Source organism: Kocuria sp. MNB10 (assembly GCF_054073685.1).
This window is the reverse complement of sequence record NZ_CM133411.1, coordinates 2,443,623-2,470,535: the sequence shown is the minus strand read 5'-3', so window position 1 is coordinate 2,470,535 and position 26,913 is coordinate 2,443,623. Positions and strand designations below refer to the sequence as shown.

The 26,913-nt window shown below is 68.9% G+C and carries 21 protein-coding genes and 4 tRNA genes; 5 read left to right on the top strand and 20 right to left on the bottom strand.

What is annotated here, in order from left to right:
* Window positions 1-41 precede the first annotated feature (41 nt).
* The 6 genes from ACW9PK_RS11245 to leuC form a co-directional block, all read right to left on the bottom strand.
* Entirely contained in the window at window positions 42-1,193 is a 1,152-nt protein-coding gene (locus ACW9PK_RS11245; RefSeq protein WP_085106304.1) for a D-alanine--D-alanine ligase family protein, read from the bottom strand.
* Window positions 1,190-2,260, bottom strand: coding sequence for an NAD(P)H-dependent glycerol-3-phosphate dehydrogenase (locus ACW9PK_RS11240; RefSeq protein ID WP_457015902.1), 1,071 nt, complete (start codon window positions 2,258-2,260; stop codon window positions 1,190-1,192). Before ACW9PK_RS11240 ends, ACW9PK_RS11245 begins: the two co-directional genes overlap by 4 nt.
* Complete coding sequence (locus ACW9PK_RS11235) at window positions 2,257-3,000, bottom strand: lysophospholipid acyltransferase family protein (protein ID WP_457015900.1); 744 nt, start codon at window positions 2,998-3,000, stop codon at window positions 2,257-2,259. The genes ACW9PK_RS11240 and ACW9PK_RS11235 overlap by 4 nt, the downstream gene beginning before the upstream one ends.
* 72 nt (window positions 3,001-3,072) lie before the next feature.
* Window positions 3,073-4,392 (bottom strand): UDP-N-acetylglucosamine 1-carboxyvinyltransferase, encoded by a 1,320-nt coding sequence (gene murA / locus ACW9PK_RS11230; protein WP_064845678.1) that lies wholly within the window; start codon window positions 4,390-4,392, stop codon window positions 3,073-3,075.
* A gap of 97 nt (window positions 4,393-4,489) precedes the next feature.
* Window positions 4,490-5,089, bottom strand: coding sequence for a 3-isopropylmalate dehydratase small subunit (gene leuD, locus ACW9PK_RS11225; protein WP_035964598.1), 600 nt, complete (start codon window positions 5,087-5,089; stop codon window positions 4,490-4,492).
* Between the two features lie 46 nt (window positions 5,090-5,135).
* The gene (leuC, locus tag ACW9PK_RS11220; RefSeq protein ID WP_085106308.1) at window positions 5,136-6,569 is read right to left on the bottom strand and encodes a 3-isopropylmalate dehydratase large subunit; all 1,434 of its coding nucleotides are present in this window, start codon (window positions 6,567-6,569) and stop codon (window positions 5,136-5,138) included.
* 160 nt (window positions 6,570-6,729) lie between these two features.
* Here leuC and ACW9PK_RS11215 point away from each other — a divergent pair, with 160 nt between their 5' ends.
* A complete protein-coding gene (locus ACW9PK_RS11215; RefSeq protein WP_085106309.1) occupies window positions 6,730-7,542 on the top strand; it encodes an IclR family transcriptional regulator in 813 nt (270 codons plus the stop codon).
* Window positions 7,543-7,605: 63 nt separating this feature from the next.
* On the opposite strand, the gene ACW9PK_RS11210 is transcribed toward ACW9PK_RS11215, so the two are convergent.
* The 13 genes from ACW9PK_RS11210 to ACW9PK_RS11150 all read right to left on the bottom strand — a co-directional run bounded on the left by ACW9PK_RS11210 (window position 7,606) and on the right by ACW9PK_RS11150 (window position 23,279).
* Window positions 7,606-9,273 (bottom strand): GTPase, encoded by a 1,668-nt coding sequence (locus tag ACW9PK_RS11210; RefSeq protein WP_457015897.1) that lies wholly within the window; start codon window positions 9,271-9,273, stop codon window positions 7,606-7,608.
* Entirely contained in the window at window positions 9,270-11,024 is a 1,755-nt protein-coding gene (locus tag ACW9PK_RS11205) for a dynamin family protein (RefSeq protein WP_457015895.1), read from the bottom strand. Before ACW9PK_RS11205 ends, ACW9PK_RS11210 begins: the two co-directional genes overlap by 4 nt.
* Before the next feature lie 120 nt (window positions 11,025-11,144).
* Window positions 11,145-11,217 (bottom strand) — tRNA-Glu (locus ACW9PK_RS11200).
* Window positions 11,218-11,381: 164 nt separating this feature from the next.
* Window positions 11,382-11,453 (bottom strand) — tRNA-Gln (locus ACW9PK_RS11195).
* A gap of 143 nt (window positions 11,454-11,596) precedes the next feature.
* The gene (gene gltX / locus ACW9PK_RS11190; protein WP_457015893.1) at window positions 11,597-13,117 is read right to left on the bottom strand and encodes a glutamate--tRNA ligase; all 1,521 of its coding nucleotides are present in this window, start codon (window positions 13,115-13,117) and stop codon (window positions 11,597-11,599) included.
* A gap of 209 nt (window positions 13,118-13,326) precedes the next feature.
* Window positions 13,327-14,100, bottom strand: coding sequence for a fumarylacetoacetate hydrolase family protein (locus tag ACW9PK_RS11185; RefSeq protein ID WP_457015891.1), 774 nt, complete (start codon window positions 14,098-14,100; stop codon window positions 13,327-13,329).
* Window positions 14,101-14,217: 117 nt separating this feature from the next.
* A complete protein-coding gene (locus ACW9PK_RS11180; protein ID WP_064845686.1) occupies window positions 14,218-15,315 on the bottom strand; it encodes a branched-chain amino acid aminotransferase in 1,098 nt (365 codons plus the stop codon).
* Between the two features lie 108 nt (window positions 15,316-15,423).
* Window positions 15,424-16,512 (bottom strand): 3-isopropylmalate dehydrogenase, encoded by a 1,089-nt coding sequence (locus tag ACW9PK_RS11175; RefSeq protein ID WP_457015889.1) that lies wholly within the window; start codon window positions 16,510-16,512, stop codon window positions 15,424-15,426.
* A 212-nt stretch (window positions 16,513-16,724) separates the two neighbouring features.
* Window positions 16,725-18,278, bottom strand: a complete 1,554-nt coding sequence (metG, locus tag ACW9PK_RS11170) for a methionine--tRNA ligase (RefSeq protein WP_457015886.1) — start codon at window positions 18,276-18,278, stop codon at window positions 16,725-16,727.
* A 144-nt stretch (window positions 18,279-18,422) separates the two neighbouring features.
* The gene (gene ilvC / locus ACW9PK_RS11165) at window positions 18,423-19,448 is read right to left on the bottom strand and encodes a ketol-acid reductoisomerase (protein ID WP_085106315.1); all 1,026 of its coding nucleotides are present in this window, start codon (window positions 19,446-19,448) and stop codon (window positions 18,423-18,425) included.
* A gap of 98 nt (window positions 19,449-19,546) precedes the next feature.
* Window positions 19,547-20,056: an acetolactate synthase small subunit gene (gene ilvN / locus ACW9PK_RS11160; protein WP_064845687.1), complete on the bottom strand. Its 510-nt coding sequence runs from the start codon at window positions 20,054-20,056 to the stop codon at window positions 19,547-19,549.
* Window positions 20,057-20,059: 3 nt separating this feature from the next.
* Window positions 20,060-21,937 carry an acetolactate synthase large subunit gene (locus ACW9PK_RS11155; protein WP_457015883.1) on the bottom strand — a complete coding sequence of 626 codons (1,878 nt, stop codon included), beginning with the start codon at window positions 21,935-21,937 and terminating at the stop codon, window positions 20,060-20,062.
* Between the two features lie 364 nt (window positions 21,938-22,301).
* Window positions 22,302-23,279: an NAD(P)-dependent oxidoreductase gene (locus tag ACW9PK_RS11150; RefSeq protein ID WP_457015881.1), complete on the bottom strand. Its 978-nt coding sequence runs from the start codon at window positions 23,277-23,279 to the stop codon at window positions 22,302-22,304.
* 165 nt (window positions 23,280-23,444) lie between these two features.
* On the opposite strand from ACW9PK_RS11150, the gene ACW9PK_RS11145 reads away from it, so the two are divergent.
* A tRNA-Lys gene (locus ACW9PK_RS11145) sits at window positions 23,445-23,517 on the top strand.
* 127 nt (window positions 23,518-23,644) lie between these two features.
* Here ACW9PK_RS11145 and ACW9PK_RS11140 read toward each other — a convergent pair.
* Window positions 23,645-24,160 carry a MarR family winged helix-turn-helix transcriptional regulator gene (locus tag ACW9PK_RS11140; RefSeq protein WP_167318368.1) on the bottom strand — a complete coding sequence of 172 codons (516 nt, stop codon included), beginning with the start codon at window positions 24,158-24,160 and terminating at the stop codon, window positions 23,645-23,647.
* 287 nt (window positions 24,161-24,447) lie between these two features.
* On the opposite strand from ACW9PK_RS11140, the gene bcp reads away from it, so the two are divergent.
* The 3 genes from bcp to ACW9PK_RS11125 all read left to right on the top strand — a co-directional run bounded on the left by bcp (window position 24,448) and on the right by ACW9PK_RS11125 (window position 26,823).
* Window positions 24,448-24,921 carry a thioredoxin-dependent thiol peroxidase gene (gene bcp / locus ACW9PK_RS11135; protein ID WP_457015880.1) on the top strand — a complete coding sequence of 158 codons (474 nt, stop codon included), beginning with the start codon at window positions 24,448-24,450 and terminating at the stop codon, window positions 24,919-24,921.
* A 157-nt stretch (window positions 24,922-25,078) separates the two neighbouring features.
* A tRNA-Leu gene (locus ACW9PK_RS11130) sits at window positions 25,079-25,163 on the top strand.
* Window positions 25,164-25,215: 52 nt separating this feature from the next.
* Window positions 25,216-26,823, top strand: coding sequence for an ABC transporter substrate-binding protein (locus ACW9PK_RS11125; protein WP_457015878.1), 1,608 nt, complete (start codon window positions 25,216-25,218; stop codon window positions 26,821-26,823).
* Window positions 26,824-26,913: the final 90 nt, after the last annotated feature.

Here is a 26,913-nt window from a genome sequence, read left to right as displayed (position 1 = left end):
CCGGCGTTCACGCGACCCTCACGCGGCGTGCGTGGGCGGATTCAGCGCAGCCCCACGGGCCGTTCGAGCGCCAGGGTGATCAACTCGTCGATCAGTGCACTATACTGCAGCCCGCTCGCGTCCCACATGCGCGGGTACATGGAGATGGGGGTGAACCCGGGCATGGTGTTGATCTCGTTGATGATCACGCGGTGATCGGGCGTCACGAAGAAGTCGCAGCGTGCGAGCCCCTCACCGTCCACGGCGTGAAATGCGCGCACCGCCTCGCGGCGCAGCGTGTCGATCACGTCCTCCGGGAGCTTCGCGGGGCACGAAAGTGCAGCGCCGTCGTCCTCAAGGTACTTGGCCTCGAAGTCGTAGAACGCGTGACCCTGCACCTCGATCTCCCCGGGCAGGGATGCGCGGGCATCGTCGGTGCCGTGGCCACCCAGGACGGCGCACTCGATCTCACGGCCGTCGATGCCCGCCTCGATCACGAGCTTGCGGTCGTGTTCGCGCGCGGTCTCGATGGCCGCGTCCAGTCCGGAGGGGTCGTCCACCCGGGTGATCCCGAAGGACGACCCGGCGCGCGCGGGCTTGACGAAGACCGGGAAGCCCAGCTCGGCGACGGCGCGGTGCACGCCCTGCGGGTTGGTGCGCCACGTGCGGTCGTGGACCACGGTGTACGGACCCACCTCGAGTCCGGCGGCCTGGAACGCGAGCTTCATGAAGTGCTTGTCCATCCCGATCGCCGAGGCCGCCACGCCGCACCCCACGTACGGCAGGTCCGCGAGCTCGAGCAGCCCCTGCAGGGTCCCGTCCTCACCGAACGGACCGTGCAGCAACGGGAAGACGATGTCCACGTGGCGGCCGCGGGTCAGGGCGGCACCGTGCTCGTCCGAATCGTGGATCAGCAGCCGGCTGTCCCCCGTCTGCAGGGGCAGGCTCACTCGTCGCCGCCCCACGGGCAGCTGCGCCATGGGCTGCTCGTCCAGCAGCGCCTCGAGTTCCTCCTGGGAGTACAGGAACCATGCGCCGTCCGTGGAGATCCCCACACTCACCACGTCCCACGTGTCACGGTCGATGGCCCGCAGTACCGAGCGCGCCGTGATGAGGGAGACGGAATGTTCCGACGAGCGCCCGCCGAACACGACCGCGACACACGGCTTACTGCCCGCGGCGGTGGACTCGGGGTTCTCGTGGGTGGTGCTCATGCGCTGTTCCCTTCGGATTTCAGATCGCGGCCCAACAGCCTGGGCGCCAGTTCGTGGACCGGAACGTCGTTGCGCAGCACGCTCACCACGGCCTCCGTGATGGGCATGTCCACGCCGTGGTGGCGCGCGAGGGCGAGGACCGCGGGGGCGGACTTGATCCCCTCCGCGGTCTGGGTCATGGCGTCCTGCACCTGCTCGAGGCTCAGTCCGGCCCCCAGGAGCCTACCGGCCGTGTGGTTGCGGGACAGGGAGGACGAGCACGTGGCCACGAGGTCGCCCATCCCGGACAACCCCGACAAGGTGGTCAGGTCGCCGCCCAGCGCCAGGGCCAGCCGTGTGGTCTCGGCCAGGCCGCGCGTCATGACCGAAGCTTTGGAGTTGTCCCCGTAGCCGCGGCCGTCGCAGATCCCCACGCACAGGGCGATCACGTTCTTCACGAGACCGCCGATCTCGGTGCCGATCACGTCCGTGTTCGTGTAGGGCCGGAAATAGGGTGCGGCACAGCAGCGCGCAACCCACGCGGCGGTGTCGTGATCGGTGGCCGCGACCACGGACGCCGTGGGTTCCTCCCGCGCGATCTCCATGGCCAGGTTGGGCCCCGAGAGCACGCACGTACGCCGGGCCCACTCCTCCGCGGTGCGCTGCGTGTGTTCGGCGAGCACCTGAGCGATCACCTGGGTCATCCGCAGCCCGGCCCCGGATTCGAGTCCCTTGGCCAGGGACAGGATCACGGCCTCCGGTTCCACGTACGACGCCGCCGCGCCCAGTTGCGCGCGCAGCGATTGGGCGGGGATCGCGGCGACCACGAGGTCCGCTCCCGCGAGCGCCGAGCGCAGGTCGCTCGAATACTCGAGGGTTTCCGGTAGCTCGATCTCCGGGACGTAGCGGTCGTTGCGGTGCTCGCGGGCGATCCGCTGCATCGACTCGGGATCGCGGCCCCACAGACACACGGTGCGCTGGGCGCCGGCATCCGCGGCGGCGTCCGCGAGGACCTTGGCGAACGTGGTGCCCCACGAACCCGCTCCCAGCACGGTGACCTTGCGGGGACCGTTCGGATCCGGCGTCACGGGGCCACCTTCCCGGCTCGCGGGTCGAGGAGCTCGCGCGGTGCTTCTTCTTGCCGCAACTCACCCAGCAGATCGGTGATCGCACCCATGATGGATTCGGTGGCCTTCGTGAGCTCGTCGGAGGACGGATGACCAGGGCGCTGGAGACCGCCGGGGACGAGGTCCTCCGGGTGCATCGGCTCTCCCACGAGCACGTCCACGCGCTTACGGGGCCACAGGCTCACCGTGCGGTGACCGCTGGGGTCCCGGTACAGGATCTCCTGGTCCCCCCAGTGCGCCATGGGCACCACCGGGACGCCGGCCTTGAGCGCGAGACGAGCGGCTCCCGTGCGCCCGCGCATGGGCCACATCTCGGTGTCCAGCGTGATGGTGCCCTCCGGATACACGATTACGGCGCCGCCGCTGTCGAGTTCGGCCAGGGCGGCCACCAGGGAGTCCTTGGCGCGCGAGGTTCCGCGGTACACGGGGACCTGCCCGATCTTCGCGATGATGGTGCCCACCACCGGGACCCGGAACAACGACTCCTTAGCCAGGAACCGCGGCATGATCCCGGACGCGTACACCGGGTAGGCCACGGTGATCGGATCGAGCTCCGTGAGGTGGTTGGCCACAACCACGAAACCGCCGGAGTCCGGGAAGTTCTCCCGGCCACGCCAGTGGGATCTGGCGAACAGTCGGTAGACGGGGATCACCATCCCCGCGAGGACGCGGAACGTGGAACGCTGCGAGGTCCTACTCATCCGGGCTGTCACTCCTTGCTGGACGGATTGCAGTTCCCTCGATCGGGTGAGCCGTGCGGTGCGGGCGGGGGCTCACCGCTCGTCGACGGTGAAGTTCGCGCCCAGCCCACCCAGTTTGTCGGTGAAGTGCTCGTAGCCGCGCTTGATCAGTTCCACACCGGTCACGTGCGAGACGCCCTCCGCGGACAGCGCCGCGATCAGGTGGGAGAACCCGCCGCGCAGGTCCGGGATGTGGATGTCGGTGGCGTGCAACGGCGTGGGGCCGGAGATCACGGCGGAGTGCAGGAAGTTACGCTGTCCGAAGCGGCACGGCACCGAGCCCAGGCACTCGCGGTGCAACTGGATCACGGCGCCCATGCGGTTGAGCGCGCGCGTGAAGCCGAAACGGTTCTCGTACACGGTCTCGTGCACGATCGACACGCCCTTGGCCTGGGTCAACACGACCACGAGCGGTTGCTGCCAGTCGGTCATGAATCCGGGGTGCACGTCCGTCTCCACGATCAGGGGGTTGAGGTCCCCGCCCGGGTGGTAGAAGCGAATGCCGTCCTCGCGGATGTCCAGCCCACCGCCCACCTTGCGGAAGGTGTTGAGGAAGGTCATCATGTCCGCCTGCTTGGCGCCGGCCACGAAGATGTCACCACCGGTGGCCAGTGCCGCGGAACCCCACGACGCCGCCTCCATGCGGTCGGGCAGCGCGCTGTGCACGTACCCCGTGAGTTCAGGAACGCCCTCGATGCGGATCACACGGTCCGTCTGCACGGTGATGAGCGCGCCCATCTTCTGCAGGATCGCGATCAGGTCCATGATCTCGGGCTCGGTCGCGGCACCGCGCAGCTCGGTATGGCCCTCGGCACGCGTGGCGGAGAGCAGCACCTGTTCCGTGGCCCCCACGGACGGGTACGGCAAGTCGATCTTGGCGCCCTGCAACCCGTGCGGTGCACTCATCCGGATCCCCGAATCGAGCTTCTCCACCTTGGCGCCGAAATTGCGCAGCACCTCGAGGTGGTAGTTGATGGGTCGGTCACCGATCCGGCACCCGCCCAGGTCCGGGATGAACGCCTCTCCCAGGGCGTGCAACAGCGGGCCGCACAGCAGAATCGGGATCCGCGAGTCGCCGGCGTGGGCGTCGATGTCCGCATGGCGGGCACGAGTCACGTTGGTGGGGTCGAGCGTCAACTCACCCCGGGCGTCGTCGCGCGTGACTTCCACACCGTGCAGGCTCAGCAGGTCCGTGACGACCTTGACGTCCTTGATCTCCGGCACGTTGCCCAGCGTGGAAGGAGTGGAGCCGAGCAGCGCGGCCACCATGGCCTTGGGAACCAGGTTCTTGGCGCCGCGTACCGTCACCTGACCCGACAGCGGAACGCCGCCGGTGATGCGCAAAGAAGTCATGACCTACCGATCTGCGGGAAGGGATCTCCCGGGCGCGGAACACGCACGGGACCTCGACATTCTACCGGCTCGAACCGCTGATCGGTCCAGCCGCCACTCAGGTTCGGGCGGGCAGCGTGGTGGGCTTGAACGCGGGGCGGGTGCGCTCGTACGCATCGATGTCCGCCTCATGCTGCAGGGTCAACCCGATGTCGTCGAGACCCTCCATGAGCCGCCAGCGGGTGTAGTCGTCGATCTGGAAGGGCACCGTCACGGGCCCGCACGTGACGGTGCGCGACTCCAGGTCCACCTGGATCTCCACGCCGGGCTGCTCCTCCATGAGCTTCCACAGCAGCTCCACGTCCGACTGGTCCACCTGCGCCGCAAGCAATCCCTGCTTGCCCGAGTTGCCGCGGAAGATGTCCGCGAAACGGGAGGAGATCACGGCCTTGAACCCGTAGTCGCGCAGCGCCCACACGGCGTGCTCGCGCGACGACCCCGTACCGAAGTCCGCGCCGGCCACGAGCACGGAAGCGTTGCGGTACTCGGGCTGGTTGAGCACGAACTCGGGGTTCTTGCGCCACCCGGCGAACAGGGCGTCGTCGAAACCGGTCTTGGTGATGCGCTTGAGGTAGACGGCGGGGATGATCTGGTCGGTATCCACGTTCGACTGCTTGAGCGGGGCACCCACGCCCCGGTGGGTGGTGAACTTCTCCATGGCTGTGTCCTTTTCTGGTGGTGTACGTCGCGGCGGGTTGCGGGGCTCAGGCCACCGGCTCGAGGTCCGACGGCGCGCTGAGGGTCCCCCGCACGGCCGTGGCCGCCGCGACCACCGGCGACACCAGGTGGGTGCGCCCGCCCTTGCCCTGGCGCCCCTCGAAGTTGCGGTTGGACGTGGAGGCGCAGCGCTCCCCCGGCGCCAACTGGTCCGGATTCATCCCGAGGCACATGGAGCATCCCGCGAAGCGCCAGTCCGCGCCGAAGTCCGTGAACACCTTGTCCAGCCCCTCGGCCTCGGCCTGCAAGCGCACCTTGGCGGAACCGGGGACAACCATGACCCGCACGTTTTCGGCCTTGCTGCGGCCCTTGACGATCGCCGCGGCGGCCCGCAGGTCCTCGATGCGGGAGTTGGTGCACGAGCCCAGGAACACGGTGTCCACGGGGATCTGCTTCATGGGTGTTCCGGCTTCCAGGCCCATGTACTCAAGGGCGCGCCGCGCGGCGTCCTTGGCGTTGTCATCCCCGGCGTCCTCCGGATCCGGGACCGCCTGGGACAGCGGCACGCCCTGACCCGGGTTGGTGCCCCACGTGACGAACGGCTCCAGTTCATCCGCGTTGATGAACACTTCGCGGTCGAACGTGGCGCCCTCGTCCGTGTGCAGGGTCTTCCAGTACTCCACGGCGGCGTCCCAGTCCTCACCCTGCGGCGCGTGCGGGCGGCCCTCGACGTAGTCGAACGTGGTTCGGTCCGGCGCGATCATCCCCGCCCGCGCACCCGCCTCGATCGACATGTTGCAGATCGTCATGCGCGCTTCCATGGACAGGGAGCGGATCGCGGACCCGCGGTACTCGAGCACGTGACCCTGCCCGCCGCCCGTGCCGATCTTGGCGATCACGGCCAGGATGATGTCCTTGGAACTGACCCCCGGCTTGAGCGTGCCCTCCACATTGATGGCCATGGTCTTGAACGGTGCGAGCGAGAGGGTCTGGGTGGCCATGACGTGCTCCACCTCGGACGTGCCGATCCCGAACGCGAGCGCCCCGAAGGCTCCGTGCGTGGATGTGTGGGAGTCACCGCACACCACGGTCATCCCCGGCTGGGTCAGCCCCAGCTGCGGACCCACCACGTGCACGATCCCCTGTTCGGCGTCCCCCAGGGAGTGCAGCCGCACACCGAATTCCTCGCAGTTGCGGCGCAGCGTCTCGATCTGCTTGCGGGAGGTCTCGTCCGCGATGGTCGAGAAGATGTTTTCGGTGGGCGTGTTGTGATCCTCGGTCGCGATCGTCAGATCGGTGCGCCGCAGTCCGCGTCCGGCCAGCCGCAGGCCTTCGAAGGCCTGGGGGCTCGTGACCTCGTGGAGCAGGTGGAGGTCGATGTAGATCAGGTCGGGGCGTCCGGCCTCACCCTGGCGCACCAGGTGGTCGTTCCACACCTTCTCCGCCAGCGTCCGCGGCGCGGTGGTCTGTGTGCTCGTCATCTCGTCACTCCTGCTCGTGTCCTGGCGTGCGGTGGACGACGCCGCGTGGGCGGCGTTCGCGCGTCCCGCACGTGACCGTTGCCATCATGGTCATCGCTCGCGGCGAGCAGTTCCACTCCTCGGACTTGCTTCTCGCATTGTGAGACGGCAATATCAAGGCATGGACACGACGCACGCGATGGATCCTTCCGGAGCCCCCCTGGGCTCTCCCCTGGGCGGCCGAGGGACGGGCTCGGGCATGCCCGAGGAGTCCTCGTTCTCCCCCTCCGGCGTGGGGGTCATCGACAAGGCCTCCCTCATCCTGGACGCCCTCGAGGCCGGCGCGGCCTCCCTCGCGGATCTCGTGGAGACCACGGGGCTCGCGCGACCTACCGCCCACCGGCTCGCGGTGGCGCTCGCCCATCACCGGTTCGTGGGCCGGGACGTGCACGGGCGCTTCGTCCTCGGGTCCCGCCTCGTGGAGCTCGCCTCGGCCGCTGGTGAGGACCGACTGATCTCTGCCGCGGCCCCCGTGCTCCTGCAGTTGCGGGACAGTACCGGTGAGTCCTCCCAGGTGTTCCGCCGCCAGGGCGAGTGGCGCGTGTGCGTGGCCTCGGCCGAACGGCCCATCGGCTTGCGCGACACGATCCCCGTGGGCACCCAGTTGTCCATGAAGGCGGGCTCCGCCGCGCAGGTGCTCGTGGCGTGGGAGGACCACGCGCGCCTGATCGAGGGGCTGCATCACGCGCGGTTCTCCGCCACGACCCTCGCCGGGGTACGACGCCGCGGCTGGGCCCAGTCGATCGGCGAACGCGAACCGGGGATCGCCTCGGTCTCCGCGCCCGTGCGTGGACCCTCGGGCAGGGTGATCGCCGCGGTGTCCATCTCGGGACCCATCGAACGCCTGTCCAAGCAGCCCGGTCGGAAGCACGCGGACATCGTGGTCCAGGCGGCCCGGCACCTCACGGAGGCCGTGCGCGTCAGCGCCGCGTGAGCCCGTGGGCGCAACCCGGGCCGGGCGCATCGGCAAGGGTGAGCCCCGAGCACGCCGTGCAGGTCAGCGCCGCGTGAGCGCCGCCCGTGCCACGGCCCCGGTGAACTCGCGGTGCGCCTCGAGTTCGTGTTCCACCGGGGCCTGGACCGTCTCCTCGGCGGTCGTGCGGACGGAACGCTGCAAGCGACGTCGTACCCGCGAGGCCCGGACACGGGACGCGAGCGACGCGATCACCGCGCCCGTGAGCGCGAGGAAGAGCGCGAGCACGACCCCCGCGAGCACCATGAGCGTGGGCATGGGTAGTGGGAAGCCCTCGACCGTGGGTGGCGGGGGCAGGGGGATCTGGAAGTACTCGGCCAGGAACAGACCCAGCAACCACAACAGACCGAGCACCGTGACGAGCATGGCGAGCCACTGCAGGACGTCGAAGACGATCCACCACCAGGACGCCCCGCGCGCGGAGAACTTGGTGCGTGCGACGGCTTGGTCCAGCGCGTCCGGCAACCGCTGTTCGTTGCTGCGGGCGGCGCCACGGATGCTGCGCCGCCACGGCTCCCCGGCGCCCTGGGAGACATCGTCCGCGAAACCGCGCACGGCGGAGTCCGCGGCGGCCTTCTGGGACGCGTTCATGGGCGGCAGGGACGTGCGGTGCACCCCGGGGTCCGAGTGCTTGTCATGGCTCTCGATGTGCAGGCGCTTGAGCGGGTCCTTGCGCAGGCGGGTGAGCCAGCGCGTGGCGATCCACCCGGTGTGCCGCCCCGCGCGCAACCGGTACGAACGGGCCGCGGCGTCCGCGACCAGGTCGATGCCGGCGGCACGCGCGAGCCCGGCGGTGAGCCGCTCACTCGCGTCCTTGGTGATCCCGCGCGGATCGCCCTCCCCTGCGGCGCGCGCGAGTTCCCCGGCACTGTGGATGACGTCCGCCTCGAGTCGCTGCCCGGCGGCGGCGCGTTGGGCGGCCACGGCGTGGATCCGGTCCCGCAGTTGCGGGACACCCTGACCCGTGAGAGCGGAGACGGCCACGGGCGCGCTCGGCCCGGTCGCGGGGAGGCCGTCCTGCGCCACGAGTTCCGTGAGCGATGCGAGCACCGAGGGGACGTCTCGCTCATCGAGCCGGTCCGCCTGGTTGAGCACGACCATGGTCACGGCGCCGTGGCGGGCGAGCGGCTGCACGAAGTCCTGGTGCAACACCGCGTCCGCGTACTTCTGGGGGTCCACGACCCACACGACCACGTCCACGAGACCGACCATGCGCTGGACGATCTGCCGGTGTTCCCGCGTCACGGAGTCGAAGTCCGGCAGGTCCAGCAGCACGAGCCCACCGCTCGTGGTGCTCGCCTTGCGCCCGCGCCCGGTGGACGTGCTCAGCGCGGGACCCACGACCCTGCGGTCAGCGACGTCGAGCCAGTCGAGCAGCGGCTGGCTGCCCTCATCCCCCCAGATCGCGGCGAGCGGTGCGGAGGTCGTGGGTCGGCGCGCCGCACTACGGGCGAGGTCCTGACCGACCACGGCGTTGAACAGGGAGGACTTGCCGGAGCCCGTGGCGCCGAAGAAGCCCACCACGGTGTGGTCCGCGGACAGCGCCCGGCGCTGCGCGGCGCGCTCGAGGGTCTCCCGCGCACCCCGGATCACCTCGGCGTCCAGGCGACCCTCCGCGATCTCCACGGCCTGCGCGAGTCCGGAGATCCGATCGGGCAGGGACACGTCCTGGTCCCGGGAACGCGGGCTCACAGGGCCTCACTCTCTGCGCGCACGCGGGCGGCCGCTGCGTGCAGTTGCTCGGCCGAGGGGTGCTCCCCGAGTTCGTCGATCGTGTCCAGGAACTGCTTGGCCCGACCGGCCAGCATCGTCCGAATCCGGGTCTCCAGGTTCTTGCGCGCCTGGTCGCTCATCCGGCGCACGGCGTCCTCACCGAAGACCGCCTCGAGCAGTTTGGTCCCCACGACACCCGAACCACCCGCGATCCCGACCTCCAGGCCGGTCAGCCCGCCCGTGGTCGAGAACACGGCGATCATGAGGATCACGGCGAGCGCGTTCACGCCCAGCGACATTGCGCGGGCCCGCGTGCGCTTGCCCGCGCCTTCCTGCTGGATCATGAGCATGACGTCCGACTGCCACGACCGGATGCTCTCCGCGACCTGGTCGGGGAAGTCCGGTGGCAGGGCGGCCGCATCCCGGCCCGCGAGCAACACCTGTCCGGCGGGCTCGTCACGCCAGCGCCGCTCGGCGGATTCCGCGGCACGGGCCGTGTTCTCCACGATCACGGCCTGCAGACCCGATTCGATGGCTTCCTCCACGCGCACCTCGGGTGCGGGTTGGCCCTTGAAGAACGCGGTCATCCGGTCCCGGACCCGCCCGATTCCCGCCTCGAGGCTGCGGAAGAACTCGCCGGTTCCCACGAAGTCCTGCCAGCGCGCGAGCACCTCACCGCGCAACAGGGTCCCGTCCCGAGTGGAGTCGATGATCGCGCGCAGCGCCTCGTCGAAGGACGTGGTCACCTCGCGGCGCAGGTGCTCCTCCGTGTGCTGCTGGCCCGCCACGGCCTCCGCGGTGCGGTCGGTCGTGTCCGCGAGTTCCCGCACCGCTCCCCCGAGGGTGCGCGCGGCGATCTCCGAGCGGGCCTGCGCGTCCGCGCCGAGCGTCTCGAGCCACTCACGCAGCGGTTCCACGGCGGACGGGGGCAGCATGCGCAGCTCGTTGAGCGGGGACTCCTCGACCACGAAGATGGGGGCGCCACCCAGTCCCTCCTCGTTGAGCATCCGCCGCAGGTCCTCCTCGATCTCCGCGGCCGACGACGCCTGCACCCGGTCCAGCACCACGGCCACCGTGATGTCGCGCCCCGCAGCGTTGCGCAGCAGCTGCCACGGCACGGCGTCCGCGTAGCGGTTGGCGGTCGTGACAAACAGCCACAGGTCCGCGGCGGAGAGCAACTGGGCGGCCAGGGCCCGGTTATTGTCCGAGACGGAATCTACGTCCGGGGCGTCCAGGATCGCGAGGCCCTTGGGGATGTTCTGGTCCGCGAGCAACACGAGGGACCCGGTGTCCTCCACGGCCGTCCCACCGTCGTCGGGCGCCGGCGCGGGGCGAGAGGGATCCACGAGGGTCCCCTGGACCCGGGCCAGGTGCGGCAGCACACGCTGAGTGGTGAACGCCCCCGCGTCGCTCGGGTGATGGATCAGCAGGGGTCTGCGCGTGGTGGGGCGAATGGCCCCGGAGCGTGTGACCGGGTGGCCCACGAGGGTGTTGACCAGGGTCGATTTCCCCGCGCCCGTGGAACCGCCCACCACGGCCAGCAGCGGGGCGTCCAACGAACGGACACGCGGCAGGACGTAGTCGTCCAACTGGGCCACGGCACGCGCCGCGTTCTCGCGCTGTTGCGCCGCGCTCGCCGTGGCGAGCGGCAGGGTCGTGGAGCGCAAGAGCTCACGCGTGGTCTCGAGGGACTCGATGAGCAGCACGGCCGGTGCGTTCTCGGTGTTCACACGATCATTGTGCCAGCCGTCACGCGGGCGTCGCGGCAGCGCGCCGGGAACGGACGGGAGCAGTGGGTGGCAGACATGCGAAGAGCCCCGGTTTCCGTGGAAACCGAGGCTCTTCTGTAGTGACCCCAGCGGGATTCGAACCCGCGTTACCGCCGTGAGAGGGCGGCGTACTAGGCCGCTATACGATGGGGCCGTGTACTTTCCGTGGACCGCTGTCGGAAACTCGTTCCTGTGCGGTCCCGCGTTGACGCACCAAACAGTAACATCTTCGCGGTCATGCTCCAATTCGGGAAAACCCACCGTGGAACAGCGATGCTCGGTCCGTTCGAACCGTAGTCCGTCCGATGCCAGAAAGCGCTGGGATACCAGGACTCGAACCTAGAATGACGGTACCAGAAACCGTTGTGTTGCCAATTACACCATATCCCAATGGTCTCGCTGCCCGCCCGGTCCGCACCGGATCGGCCGCGCAACGAGCAATAACTATACCCGGGGAACCCGCCGCTGCCAAACCGGTCCGCGGGGTGGGGGTCGCCTCCCGGGTGACACCCACCCGTCGCGGACGGATCGGGTCAGGACGCGGCGACGTGCTCGCGCAGCGCGCGAATGCGCTTGAGCGACGATTCTTTCCCCAGGATTTCGAGGGATTCGAACAGGGGCGGGGAGATCCGCTGGCCGGACACTGCCGTGCGGACCGGGCCGAACGCCAGGCGCGGCTTGATCCCCAGGCCATCCACGATTGCCTCGCGCAGGGCGATCTCAATCTTCTCGGCCGAGAACTCCTCCAGCGACTCGAGAGCCGTGAGCGCGGCGTCGAGCACCTGGGGTGCGCTGTCCTTGAGCTGCTTGGCAGCGTCCGGGGCGATCTCGATCTGCTCGTCCGGCAGGAAGAGGAAGCCCAACAGGCCGGGGGTCTCACCGAGCAGGTTCATGCGCTCCTGCACGAGCGGGGCGGCCCGATCCAGGACGTCGTTCTCCTTCTCGGTCAGGGTCTCTCCCACGAGGCCGGCAGAGCGCAGGTACGGGATCAGCCGGTCCCGAAAGTCCCGGGGGTCCAGCATGCGCACGTGCGTGCCGTTGATCGCCGTGGCCTTCTTGAGGTCGAAGCGCGCAGGGTTGGCCAGGACGTCGTGGATGTCGAAGTTCGCCACGAGTTGGTCCACGGTGAAGATGTCCTCGTCCGCGGACAGCGACCACCCGAGCAGGGCCAGGTAGTTCAGCAAACCCTCGGGGATGAACCCGTTGTCGCGGTGGTGGAAGAGGTTGGACTCCGGGTCCCGCTTGGAGAGCTTCTTGTTGCCCTCCCCCATGACGTAGGGCAGGTGCCCGAACTCGGGGATGAACTCGGCGACCCCGATGCCCATGAGGGCGCGGTACAGCGCGATCTGCCGGGGCGTGGAGGACAGCAGGTCCTCGCCGCGCAGTACGTGGGTGATCCCCATGAGGGCGTCGTCCACGGGGTTCACGAGTGTGTAGAGCGGCTGGCCGTTCGCGCGGGCCACCACGAAGTCCGGGACCGAGCCCGCCTTGAAGGTGATCTCACCGCGCACGAGGTCCGTGAACGTGATGTCCTCGTCCGGCATGCGCAGGCGCAGCACGGGCTTGCGGCCCTCGGCCCGGAACGCATCCTTCTGCTCCTCTGTGAGGTCGCGATCGAAGTTGTCGTACCCGCGCTTGGGGTCCTCACCCTTGGCACGGTGACGCTGCTCGACCTCCTCGGGCGTGGAGAAGTCCTCGTAGACGTAGCCGCCGGCCACGAGCCGGGTCAAGACGTCCTGGTAGATCTCGCCGCGCTGGGACTGCCGGTAGGGCTCGTGGGGTCCGCCCACGTTGACGCCCTCGTCCCACGTGATGCCCAGCCAGTCCAGGGCGTCCAGGATCTGCTGGAAGCTCTCCTCGGAATCGCGGGCGGCGTCCGTGTCCTCGATCCGGAACACCAGCGTGCCGCCCGTGTGGCGGGCCCACGCCCAGTTGAACAGGGCCGTGCGGATCAGACCCACGTGCGGGGTGCCCGTGGGGGACGGGCAGAAGCGCACGCGCACGGGTGCGTCGGCGGGAACGGTGGGGTGCAAAGTCGCTGCGTCGTCAGTCATGATGCGTTTATTCTACGGGTAGGAGTCATCCCCGCGGCGGGTACGGGGACTGCCCGCGGGGACTGCCCGCGCGGGCGTCGGCGAGCGCTGCCGCACCGCCCCGGCCGGCTCCGACGACGGCGCGCCGAGGGACGGCTCGGCAACGCGTGCGCCCCGGGTCGTCAGGCGACGGCGCACCCCGGGGGGGGGTCGGCTGGCGGCGCGCCGGGTCAGCGCCGCAGTACCGTGGTGAGCTCGCCGATCCCCTCGACCTGCACGGAGAGCTGATCGCCCTCGTCCACGATCCCGACCCCCGCGGGGGTCCCCGTAAGGATGACGTCACCGGGCAACAGTGTGAAGGCCTCGGACGCGTAGGAGATGAGCGTGGCCACGTCGAAGATCATGTCCCGCGTGTTGCCGTCCTGCTTGAGCTGCCCGTTCACGGTGGAGCGCACGGACAGGGCGGAGGTGTCCAGCTCGGTCTCGATCCACGGGCCGATCGGGCACGCGCCGTCGAACCCCTTGGCCCGGGCCCACTGGCCGTCGGTGCGCTGGGCGTCGCGGGCCGTCAGGTCGTTCGCGGCGGTGTAGCCGAACACGACCTCGGGAACGCGTTCCACGGGTACGTCCTTGCACATGCGCCCGATCACCACGGCGAGCTCGGCCTCGTACGAGACCTCCTCGGTCCAGCTGGGCAGGGTCACGGGATCGCCGGGACCGGACACCGCGGTGTTCGGTTTGAAGAACAGCATGGGAGCGGGCGGCAGCTCGTTGCCGAGCTCCTTCGCGTGCGCTGCGTAATTGCGCCCCACGCACACGATCTTGGAGCGCGGGATCACCGGGGCGAGCAACCGGGCCTCGGACACGGCCACGGTGCGTTCGAGCTCCTGGATCCCCACGTACAGAGGGTCGCCGGTGAGGTACCGCAGCGTCTCGGCGCCGGGTTCCCCATGCACCGTGCCGAAGTGGATTTCGTTGTCGTGTGTGAACCGTGCAATGCGCATGCACACAGGCTACACAGCCGCCCCCGGTGCAACCGAGGTCGGACCGGGGGCGGCTGGTCGAACGGGTGGCACGGACCCCGCCACGCGAAGCGTGCCGAGGGATTCACGCCACGTGGATCACGCCAAGCGGGTCAACCAACCGTGCGTGTCCTCCGCCTTACCGGTCTGGATGTCCAGCAACTGCTTGCGGATGGACATGGTCACCTCGCCGGGAGCCGCGTCCTCCGGGCCGATGGTCTCGTCGTGGCTCACGAGCCGCCGCACGGGTGCGATCACCGCGGCCGTGCCGCACGCGAAGACCTCCGTGAGGTGACCCGAGTTCACGCCCTCGCGCCACTCGTCCAGGGTGAAGGCGCGTTCCTCGACCTGCAGCCCGCGCTCCTTGGCCAACTGGATCACGGAGTCGCGCGTGATCCCCTCGAGGATGGTCCCGGTCAGTTCGGGGGTCACGAGCCGGCCATCGTCGAAGACGAAGAACACGTTCATGCCACCGAGTTCCTCGACCGCGTCCCCGCGCTCGTGGTCCAGGAAGAGCACCTGGCTGCACCCGTGCGCGTCCCCCTCCATCTGGGCGATCAACGACGCCGCGTAGTTGCCACCGCACTTCGCGGAGCCCGTGCCGCCCTTGCCCGCGCGGGCGTACGTGCGCGAGAGCCAGATGTCCACGGGTTCGACCGTGCCGAAGTAATTGCCCGCCGGGGACGCGATCACGGAGAACAGCGCCTCCCTGGACGGACGCACCCCCAGGAACGGCTCCGTACCGATCATGAACGGACGGATGTAGAGGGACTCGCCCTCCCCGGAAGGAACCCACTTCTCGTCCTGGGCCACGAGCTCGCGGATGGCATCTACAAACGTCTCCTCGGGCAGCGTGGGCAGGGCCAGCCGCTGCGCCGAGCGATTCAGCCGCGCGGCGTTGACCTCGGGGCGAAAACTCCACACGGATCCGTCCGCGTGCCGGTAGGCCTTGAGTCCCTCGAAGATCTCCTGGCCGTAGTGCAGCACGGCGGTGGACGGGTCCAGGCTCAGCGGGCCGTACGGCTGCAGCCGTGCGTTGTCCCAGCGGCCGGTGTTCGCTTCCACGTCCCCCTGCCAGTCGATGCACACCATGTGGTCCGTGAAGTGTTTGCCGAAACCGGGGTTCTGCAACACGGCTTCGCGCACCTCATCGGTTGCGGGGTGAGGGTTGAGCTGCTTGACGAATTCAGTGCTCACGGGTGTTCTCCTTCGACGGCGTGCTGCCGGGCATCCCTGCTGAGGCGGTGCTCTGGCACGTGATGATGTGCTCCCAGTATCCCGCCCGCGGTGGCCGGGACGCGGACCTTAGGCGCTGCGCCCACCCAACTGCGCCACGACGTCGTCGCCCACCTGCGACGTGCTGCGCTGCGCGGAACCGTTCGCCTCCAGGTCTGCGCGCACGGCGGCGTTGACCTGTTCCGCGAGATCGGGGTGGCCCAGGTGCTCGAGCATCATGGCGCCCGCGAGGATCGCGGCCGTGGGCTGGGCGGTGCCGGTACCGGCGATGTCCGGGGCGGAGCCGTGGACGGGCTCGAACATGGACGGCGCGGTGCGGTCCGCGTTGATATTGCCGCTGGGCGCCAGACCGATACCCCCGGTGACCGCGCCGGCCTGGTCGGTGAGGATGTCCCCGAACAGGTTGTCGGTCACGATCACGTCGAAGCGCGCGGGGTCGGTGGTCATGAAGATCGTGGCGGCGTCGATGTGCATGTAGTTCACGGTGACGTCCGGGTACTGCTCCCCGATCTCGTCCACGGTTCGCTGGTAGAGCCGCCCGGCGTTGACCAGGACGTTGTGCTTGTGGACCAGGGTCAGCCGCTTGCGCGTGCGGCTGTTCGCGAGGTCGAACGCGTAGCGCACCAGGCGGCGGACACCGTGGGCGGTGTTCACGGACACCTCGGTCGCGATCTCGTGCTCGGTGCCCGTTCGCAGCGTGCCACCGTTACCCGCATAGAGCCCCTCGGTGCCCTCGCGCACGACCACGAAGTCGATCTCCCCCGGGTCCGACAGAGGGCTCGTGGCACCGGGGTACAGCACCGCGGGGCGCAAGTTGATGTAGTGGTCGAACCCGAAGCGCAGCTTGAGCAGCAGATCGCGTTCGAGGATCCCGGAGGGGATGCGCTTGTCGTTGGGGGCGGCACCCACGGCACCGAACAGGATCGCGTCGTGGGAACGCAACCGTTCCATGGTGTCCCCGTTGAGCACCTCACCGGTCTCGAGCCAGTGCTCGGCGCCGAGCGGGTAGCTCGTCTTCTCGAGGGTCACCCCCGCGGGGCGGGTCACGGCGTCGAGGACCTTGACGGCCTCGGCCACGACCTCCGGGCCGATACCGTCACCGGGCAGGACGGCGATCGAGTGGCTGCGGGCGGGTGCGTTAGGTGACGTCGGACTCATGGAGGCCAGCTTAGGTGCGCCCGCCGCGGCCTTCCACATGGTGAACCCGGGTTTCATATAGCGAGACGAACAGTGGGCGCGAGATCCGCTGACAGCCGACCGGCCCGACGACGCTCGGCCGGCCCGCAACGGTCGCTGCGGCGTCGTGCGGACAGGCAACGGCCGGGCCGCCCGACGACGACCCGGCCACCGCACCTCGATACCGCAGTACCTCAGTCCTGGAGCGCCTCCGGGGCCTCGTAGCGTGGGAACACGCCGGAGGGCTTGGGCAGTTCGGTCCCCGCGGCGAGCCGCGTCCCCAGGGCCGAGAACTGCCGCGCCTCCCCCTCGGGCTGACCGAGCTGGTCCAGCAGCCTGGCCATGGAATCCGGCATGACCGGCTGCACGAGGATCGCGACGATGCGCAGCACCTCCGCCGTCACGTACAGCACGGTGGCCATCCGTTCCGGATCGGTCTTGCGCAGCACCCACGGCTGCTGCGCCGTGAAGTAGCGGTTGGCCGATGCGATGACCCGCCACACGGTCTCCAGACCGCGGTGGAACGCGAGCTCGTCGAACGCCGCGCGGTAGTCCCCCACCGCCGACTCCGCCTGTTCGAGCATTTCGAGGTCCTCGGCAGTGAAGTCCCGCGGTTCCGGCACCGCGCCCCCGAGGTTCTTGGCGATCATCGAGAGGCTGCGCTGGGCCAGGTTCCCGAGGTCGTTGGCAAGATCCGAGTTGATGCGTCCGGCGATCGCGTCGTGCGAGTAGTTGCCGTCCTGGCCGAACGGGACCTCTCGCAAGAGGAAGAAGCGCAACTGGTCCAGCCCGTACTCGCCGATCAGGGCGTGGGGATCGATCACGTTGCCCACGGACTTGGACATCTTCTCGCCCTGGTTGAACAGGAACCCGTGCGCGAAGACCTTCCGGGGCAGCTCGAGCCCCGCGGACATCAGGAACGCCGGCCAGTACACGGCGTGGAAGCGCGCGATGTCCTTGCCGATCAGGTGCACGTCCGCGGGCCAGAACGCCCGGAACAGCTCGGCGTCCGTGTCCGGGTAGCCCAGACCCGTGAGGTAGTTGGTCAGGGCGTCCACCCACACGTACATCACGTGCTGGGGGTTGCCCGGCACGGGCACGCCCCAGTCGAACGTGGCGCGGGAGATGGACAGGTCCTGCAGTCCGCCGCTCACGAAGGACGCGATCTCGTGCGAGCGCGTCTGGGGCTGAACGAACCCGGTGCGGTAGAGCTCGAGCAAGCGGTCCTGGTACGCGGAGAGCCGGAAGAAGTAGCTCTCCTCCTCTGTCCACGTGAGCTCCGTGCCCGTACCGATCGAGTAGCGCTGACCATCCGCGCGCACCTCGGTCTCGTCCTCGGCGTAGTAGGCCTCGTCCCGCACGGAGTACCACCCGGCGTACTTGCCCAGGTAGATATCCCCGTTGGCCTCCATGCGCCGCCACAGCTCCTGCGACGCCGCGTAGTGGTCCTCGTCCGTGGTGCGGATGAAGCGGTCGTAACCGATCTGCAGTTTGTCGTCCATGGCCAGGAAGCGCGCGGAATTGGCGTCCGCGAGGTCACGAGGGCTCACGCCCAGCTTCTCGGCGGTCTGCTGCATCTTCTGGCCGTGCTCGTCCGTCCCCGTCTGGAAGCGGACGTCGAAGCCGTCCAGCCGCTTGAACCGGGCCAGGGTGTCCGCGGCGATCGCCTCGTAGGCATGGCCGATGTGCGGCGCGCCGTTGGGGTAGGAAATGGCCGTGGTCACGTAGAAGGGAGTCTGCTCAGTCACCCCACCACTCTATCGACCCGCGCACGGTGCCCGTCGCCCTTGAAGTGGGTACGACGCCGCGGTGCCCCTCCCGTGGGAGGGGCACCGCGGCGTCGTCGTCAGTTATGTCTCGCTCTGTCGGCGCGGAGGCAACGGGAGGAGGGATCAGCGAGCGGCGGTGCCCTCGGTGTAGTCCTCGTCCGTCTGCTCCCACGCGAACAGCGAGCGCAGCTGGCGGCCCGTTGTCTCGATGGGGTGCTTCTCCTCCTTGGCGCGCAACTCCTTGAACTCGCTGCCGCCGGCGGCCTGGTCCTTCATGAAGCGGTCCGCGAAGACGCCCTCCTGGATGTCCTTGAGAACGTCCTGCATGCGCTCCTTGACGGAGGGGTCGATCACGCGCGGGCCGGAGACGTAGTCGCCGTACTCGGCGGTGTCGGAGATGGACCAGCGCTGCTTGGCGATGCCGCCCTCGACCATGAGGTCCACGATGAGCTTGAGCTCGTGCAGCACCTCGAAGTACGCGATCTCCGGCTGGTAGCCGGCCTCGGTCAGCGTCTCGAAGCCGTACTGGACCAGGTGGGACATGCCGCCGCACAGCACGGCCTGCTCACCGAACAGGTCCGACTCGGTCTCCTCGGTGAAGGTGGTCTTGATGACGCCAGCGCGCGTGCCACCGATGCCCTTGGCGTAGGACAGCGCGAGCTGCAGCGCCTGACCGGACGCATCCACCTCGACGGCCACGAGGTCCGGGACACCGCGCCCGGCCTCGAACTCGCGGCGCACGGTGTGGCCCGGGCCCTTGGGGGCGACCATGGCCACGTCCACCCCCTCGGGGGCCGTGATGTAACCGAAACGGATGTTGAAGCCGTGCGCGAAGAAGATCGCGTCACCCTCGTCCAGGTTGTCCTTGATGGACTCCTCGAACACCTGCGCCTGGACCTGGTCCGGGGTCAGGATCATGATGACGTCCGCTTCCTTGGCGGCCTCGGCCACGGTCAGCACGCGCAGGCCCTGGGCCTCCGCCTTGGCGCGGGACTTGGAGTTCTCGGACAGGCCGATGCGGACGTCCACGCCCGAGTCACGCAGGTTCAGCGCATGGGCGTGGCCCTGCGAACCGTAGCCGATGATGGCCACGGAGCGGTTCTGGATGATCGACAGGTCGGCGTCGTCGTTGTAGTAGATCTTTGCCATGGGCTTGCTCTATCTCCTTCGAATAGCGGATGGGCATTGCACGTCGGGGCGCAACGACACGGGCGTTGCGCGAGATGCGGTGTCCTGCGGCCGAGCGGTCAGTGACGCAGGGCGCGATCGGACATGGATTTGGGGCCGCGGCCCAGGGCCACGGTGCCGGCTCGCACGATCTCCCGGATCCCGAAGGGTTCCAGGACGTCCATGAGGGCGTGGATCTTGTCGCGCGATCCGGTGGACTCGATGACCACGGATTCCGTGGAGACGTCCACGATCGTGGCGCGGAACAGGTCCGCGGCCTGCGTGACCTGCAACCGGGTGGCCGCGTCCGCACGGACCTTGACCAGGATGTGGTCCCGCTGCACGGAGGACTCCGGCGACAGCTCCACGATCTTGATCACGTTGATCAGCTTGTTCAGCTGCTTGGTGACCTGCTCGAGCAGCTCACCCTCAGCGTCGACCACCACGGTGATCCGGGAGATCCCGTTCAGCTCCGTGGGGCCCACCGCGAGCGAGTGGATGTTGAACGCGCGCCGCGCGAACAACCCCGCCACGCGGGTCAGCACGCCCGGCTTGTCCTCCACCAGGACGGAAAGAGTGTGTCGGCTCATCGATCAGTCCTCCGTGTTCCACTCGGGCGTCATGTTGCGGGCGATCTGGATCTGGTCGTTGGAGACCCCGGCGGGGACCATGGGCCACACCATCGCGTTCGCGGAGACCACGAAGTCGATCACCACGGGGCGGTCGTTGATCTCGAGCGCCTTCTTGATGGTCTCGTCCACGTCCTCGTCCTTCTCACAGCGCAGGGCGGCACAGCCGTAGGCCTCCGCGAGCTTGACGAAGTCGGGGATGCGGCGGGAGTTGTGACCCGTGTTCAGCTCCGTGTTGGAGTAGCGACCGTCGTAGAACAGGGTCTGCCACTGGCGCACCATGCCCAGGGACGAGTTGTTGATCACCGCGACCTTGATGGGGATATTGTTGATCACGCACGTGGCAAGCTCCTGATTGGTCATCTGGAAGCACCCGTCACCGTCGATCGCCCACACCACGCGGTCCGGCTGGGACACCTGTGCACCCATGGCCGCGGGGACCGCGAAGCCCATGGTGCCCAGGCCCGCGGAGTTCAGCCACTGCCGGGGCCGCTCGTAGTCCACGAACTGCGCGGACCACATTTGGTGCTGTCCCACACCGGAGACGTAGACCGCATCCGGCCCGGTCAGCTCGGAGATCCGCTCGATCACGTACTGGGGACTGCCCAGACCGTCATCGGTCTTGGTGTAGCCCAGCGGATAGGTCTCGCCCAGGGAGTTCAGGGTATCCCACCACAGACCCAGATCCGGCGTGCCGGTTTCCTCGAACTCCTGGCGCACGGCCTGGGTGAGGTCCGGGATCACGTACTTGAGATCCCCCACGATGGGCACGTCCGCCACGCGGTTCTTGGAGATCTCCGCGGGGTCGATGTCCGCGTGGATCACCTTGGCGTTCGGGGCGAACGAGCTCAGCTGACCGGTCACGCGGTCGTCGAAGCGCGCTCCCAGGGTGATCAGCAGGTCCGACTGCTGCAGCGCGTACACCGCCGGCACGGTCCCGTGCATCCCGGGCATGCCCAGGTTCTGGTCGTGCGAGTCGGGGAAAATCCCGCGCGCCGTGAGCGTGGTGACCACCGGCGCGCCGGTGAGTTCGGCGAGCTCGAGCAGTTCCGCGGGCACGTCCGCCCGCATGGCGCCGCCACCCGTGTAGAGCACCGGACGCTGTGCCGCCGCGATCATGCGGGCGGCCTCCTTGATCTGCTTGGAGTGCCCGCGCGTCACGGGACGGTAGCCCGGCAGTTCCATCTGCGGGGGCCAGCTGAAGGTCATCATCGCCTGCTGGGCGTCCTTGGCCACGTCCACCAGGACGGGTCCCGGACGCCCGGTCGAGGAGAGGTGGAAAGCCTCGGCGATGACCCGGGGGATCTCCTGGGCGTCCGTGACCAGGTAGGAGTGCTTGGTCACCGGCATGGTCATGCCCACGATGTCCGCCTCCTGGAAGGCGTCCGAACCGATCGCGGAGCTGGCCACCTGACCGGTGATCGCGAGCATGGGGATCGAGTCCATGTTGGCGTCCGCGAGCGCCGTCACGAGGTTCGTGGCACCGGGACCGGACGTGGCGATGCACACGCCCACGCGACCCGAGGCCAGGGCGTAGCCCTCCGCGGCGTGCCCCGCACCCTGCTCGTGGCGTACGAGGATATGGTTGATCTTCTCGGCGTCCAGCAACGGGTCGTAGGTGGGCAGGATGGCACCACCCGGCAGACCGAAGACGTCCGTGACACCGAGCTGCTCGAGGGAGCGGATGATCGCCTGGGAACCGGTCATCTCCTCCGGGGCCACGACCTCCGCCGCGGTACCCGTCAGCCGTGCCTGGTCCGTCTCCGCGGGCCGGGGCGCCGAAGCCGCGGGCGGCCGCCGCTGGGCCATCACCGCCGGTGAGATCGGCTGATCCTTACTCATAGTGCTGTGTCCTTACCTGCTGTGTTGTGCGAGATGCCGAGCGGGGTGGCGCGGGGCGAGCCGGTGACAGGTCGTCATACATGGAAAAAGGCCCTTGCCACGGGTTCCGTGGGCTGAGGGCCTGGCGGGTACGCGCGTCGAGTACTCCTCAGGCCCGGTGTCCGATGAGGACGACCGGTACGAGGTCTACCACGATGCGCAGTGCCGTTGTCATACCGCCCATGGTGTGACCCACAGAACGCGGGTGTCAAACTACGGACACCCCTTCTCACAATGTGAAACATTGTGTCCCCCACCGTGGCACCCCCGTCCGCGTGCGCGAGCCCGTCCGTGGTCGACCGTGCGGGACCGTGGGTGTCCGTGCTCACTCGTCCTGCAGGGCCAGTCGGCCCGGCTGCACGAGGAACTGCGGTGAGCGACCCTGCCGGATCAGTTCCAGCTGCTCCAGGATCAGCTTGCGCACCCGGGGCCGGAAGGAGACGTTGGAGCCGCCCACGTGGGGCAGCACGATCGAGCCCGCCGCGCTCATCAGGGAGTGGTCACCGGGAAGCGGTTCGGGGTCCACCACGTCCAGCGCGCAGCGCAGACGGCCCGAGACGACCTCCGCGGTTAGGGCGTCCGTGTTCACCACGGGACCCCGGCCCACGTTGACCACGAGGGCGTCGTCCGGCAGCAGTGCCAGGGTCCGCTCGCCCACCAGGTCGCGGGTCGCATCGCCGAGGGGTAGCGCGAGCACCAGGATGTCGGTGCGCAGCAGGATCTCGTCGAGTTCGTCAATGCCGTGGATACGGCCAGCCTCGTCCTCGCGGGCGTGGGAAGCCACTCGGGTGAGCTCCACCTCGAACGGTGCGAGTCGGGAGATGACCGCGCCTCCGATCTCCCCGACGCCCACCACGGTGACGCGGGAGTCAGCCACCGCGCGCGAGAAGTACCGCTTGTAGACACCCTCGTGCTGTTGCAACACGGCCCGGTCCAGGTTGCGCTGCGCGGCGATGATCAGTCCCAGGGCGATCTCCGCGGTCCCGGCCGCGTGCACCCAGCCGCCGGCGGCCAGGGCCACGTCCTCACCGATCTTCTCGGGCACGCCGTCGAAGCCCGTGGACTGCAACTGCACCAGACTCACGTCCCGCACGACGGAGGGGTCCTTGAGCCAACGCCCGCTGTAGTAGGGAGCCACGGCGATGTCCACGTCCTCCCGGGCGCAGCCCTCCGGCTCGTTTTCCAGATCCCACAGCACGCACGTGAAATCGGTGGTTTCGGCGCTGATCTCGTCGAAGAGCTGCTGCTCGGGCAAGGAGATCACACGCAGGTCGGACAGCGGAACATCCTGGGAGTGGCTCATGCCCCCGATTCTACGGTCCGGTATACGCCGTAGGACCTGTACAACGGACGTGGCCCTCGGCACCCCGCAGCCCGATTTGACTCCCCCCGCCGTGGTGCTAAAGTAATCTCTCGTTGCGAGGGAGAAAGCAACGGCGAACACCGCCAGCTGACCCGTCCAACGCCCGCGCCTCTAGCTCAATTGGCAGAGCAATTGACTCTTAATCAATGGGTTCAGGGTTCAAGTCCCTGGGGGCGCACGGAACGACCGAAAGGACCGGATCACATGTGATCCGGTCCTTTCGCTGTCTGAACTCAACGAGCGTGCGCGGTGGCCCCGCCGCTCGTTGCGTTCCGGGTCACGACGACGCCGCTGCGCCGCCCGGGTCAGCGCGACGTGGCGCCGTGTTCCGACTCCGTCGGTGAGTCGGCACCCTCCGTGGGACCGGCCGGGGTCTCGGCGCCGTCCTCGACCTCCATGCGCCAGCGTGCACCACCCAGGGTGGAGATCAGGTCGATGAGCTTGCGGCGGAACTGCTCATCCGTGTCACGGTCGCTACCCAGCAACCCCTTCTCCAACCGCGCGGCGTCCACAAGGACCCGCTCCCCCGCCGGGGAGATGCTCACCATGTGGGAACGGCGGTCGAGCGCGTTGCGGGAACGCGTGATGTGACCATGCACCTCCAACCGGTGCAGGGTCTTGCCCATGGTCTGGGCCTGGACGCGCACTTGGTGGGCCAGTTGCGCCTGCGTCATGCTGCCCTCCGAGCGGAGGACGTCCAGGGCCATCACGCCCGCGTGGGTGATACCGAGAGACGCGAGGTTCTCGTTCCACGCGTGTTCCACGAGGCGAGCCGCCGTGGACAGCAGACGGTTCGTGGGCCACTGGTTCTTGTAGGACATAGGACTATCGTATCCGCTCGACGAAATCGCTGAACAATACTACGGGGCACCCCGCCAGTCAAATCCCCGCGCCGAACATCGTCTTGCGAACCCCTCTCGTGCGACTGCGGGAACCGCCCGGGATCGTGCGCACTGGGCGCGGGGCGGACGCAGCGACGTCGTACGGCGGGACCGAGACCGGAGCCGGTGCGCGAACCCGAAGCATGGCATGCTCGGGTGCATCCCTGAACTGTACGTGAGAACGCGTCCTTAGGGAACACCTGTCACTCACCAGGAAGGATCACGCCGTGACCGTTCGTCTGTCCCCCGGGGACGCCGCTCCCGATTTCACCCTGCCCGACGCCCACGGGGAGCCCGTCGCCCTGGCGGGCCTGCGCGGGAGCAAGGTCATCCTGTACTTCTACCCCCGCGCCGCGACCCCCGGCTGCACCACGCAGGCGTGCGACTTCCGGGACAACATGGCCTCGTTCGATGCCGAGGGTTACCGTGTGCTCGGGATCTCGCCGGACGCTCCCGCTGCCCTCGAGCGCTTCGCACAGAACGAGGGTCTGGGCTTCCCGCTGCTCTCGGACGAGGACCACGCCGTGGCGGAGGCGTACGGCGCGTGGGGCGAGAAGAAGAACTACGGGAAGGTCTATGAGGGTCTCATCCGCTCGACCGTGGTACTCGACGAACAGGGGACGGTGAGCCTCGTCCAGTACAACGTGCGCGCCATGGGGCACGTGGCCAAGCTGCGCCGGGACCTCGGCCTCGACACCTGAGCGGGCGGCCGCCGCCCGGCCTGGGACCCGGAACCGGGGCCGCACCGCGCGCGATTCTCGGCGAGCGCGGAGGAAGCACTGGTTAGTCACTGGTTAGTATGGTGGACGATTCCGGGCACCCCCTCCGCGTTCAGGCCGGGTCCGGGTCCCGATGTCAGCGCGAGTGGTGGAACTGGTAGACACGCAGGATTTAGGTTCCTGTGCCTCACGGCGTGCGGGTTCGATTCCCGTCTTGCGCACCATGATGCCGCGTACTGCCGTGCGACAACGCGGCGGCCAGAGAAAGGATGCGCCGTGGTTGCTGAGAACCGCCTCGGACGGCGTTCCTTCCTCTCCCTCGCGGGCGCGGGGCTCATGCTCACCGGTTGCGGGTCCACGACCGCCCGCCCCTCGGCGAGCGCCACCGCACCCCGCAACACGTTTGTTCTGGCGCACGCCGCGGCACCGGCGGGGCTGGACCCCTCCCGGAGGAACTCGCAGGAGACGGCCCGGATCGCCACGCAGATCCTGGAGGGGCTCGTGACGGCGGACCGCTCGACCGGTGAGCCCGCGCCGGGCCTCGCGGAGTCGTGGGAGCTCGCGGATGATCGTCGGTCCGTGACGTTCACCCTGCGCCGGGGGGTCCGCTTCCATGACGGTGCCGCGCTGGACGCCGCCGCGGTCAAGGCGAACTTCGACAAGTGGCAGGCCCAGGCCGAGTCCTCCGAACCGTGGGCCTCGCGCTGTGCGTTCGCGACGGCCTTCCGCCACGGCACGTCGAGCCCGCTCGTGGCCTCGGCCTACGCCGGCACGGAGGTCACGGACGAGCGCACCGTGGTGGTGAAGCTCACCCGCCCCTACACGCCGCTGCTGGCCGCCCTGACCCAACCGGCGTTCGGGATCGCCTCCCCCGTGAGCATCGAGGCGGGAACGGAGAACGAGCACCCCGTGGGCACGGGCCCCTTCCGCTTCGACTCGGCGACCGCCGACACCGTGAAGCTCTCCGCCCACGAGGGCTACTGGGGCGAGCTCGGGGACGTGGGCACCCTCGAGATGCGGGTCATCCGTGACGCACATGTGCGCTGTGCGGCCCTGCTCACGGGTGAGGTGGACGCGTACGACCTCGTGGGGCTCGACGCCTTCGCGCCCCTCGCGCGCCGCGGCGTGCAGGTGCTCTACCGCGACCCCTACTCTGTGTCCTACCTCGGGTTCAACCGTTCCGTCCCCGTGCTGCGGGACGTCGCGGTACGCCGCGCCGTCGCCTCCGCGATCGACCGCGGTGCCCTGGCGTCCCAGCTGTACCCCAGCGGGACCAACGTGGCGGACCAGTTCGTCCCCGCCCGGTTCAACGTGGACGGCGAGAACCTGCAGATCCCCGGCTACGACCCCCAGCGCGCCCGGGACCAGTTGCGGGCCAGTTCCTACCGGGGGCAGGCCCTGCGCTTCTACTACCCGCGCAATACGTCCCGGATGTACCTGCAGGAACCGGAGCGCGTGTACGCGCAGATCTCGGCGCAGCTCACCCGCGCGGGCTTCCGTCTGGACCCCGTCCCCATGGACTGGGACGACGGGTACGTGGACGCCGTGACCGATCCCACCGCGGGCCACGCGTTCAGCCTCCTGGGCTGGAGCGGGAGCTTCCGCGACCCCGACGGCTTCATGGGCCCGTTGCTGGGCACCCCCGACGCGCAGTTGGGGGACGACGACGCCGGGTTGCTCACCGCGGTCAACCGCGCCGCCACCATGCCCCAGGGCGACGCCCGCAATGCCGCGTACCGCACGCTCAATGACCGCGTCTCGGCGGTGATCCCGGCCGTGCCGCTCGCGCACCCCGTCTCGGCGGTGGCTGTGAACTCGCGCGTGGCGTCCTTCCCGGTGACCTCCACGGGGTTCGAACGCTTCAACGAGCTGCGCCTGGCCTGAACCGCACCATGTGTGCCCGGCGGCCCCGTTGGGAGTTGGCTGGAGCTGGGGATACCCTGGACACCGGAAAGCCTCGGCGCAGTGCCGCGT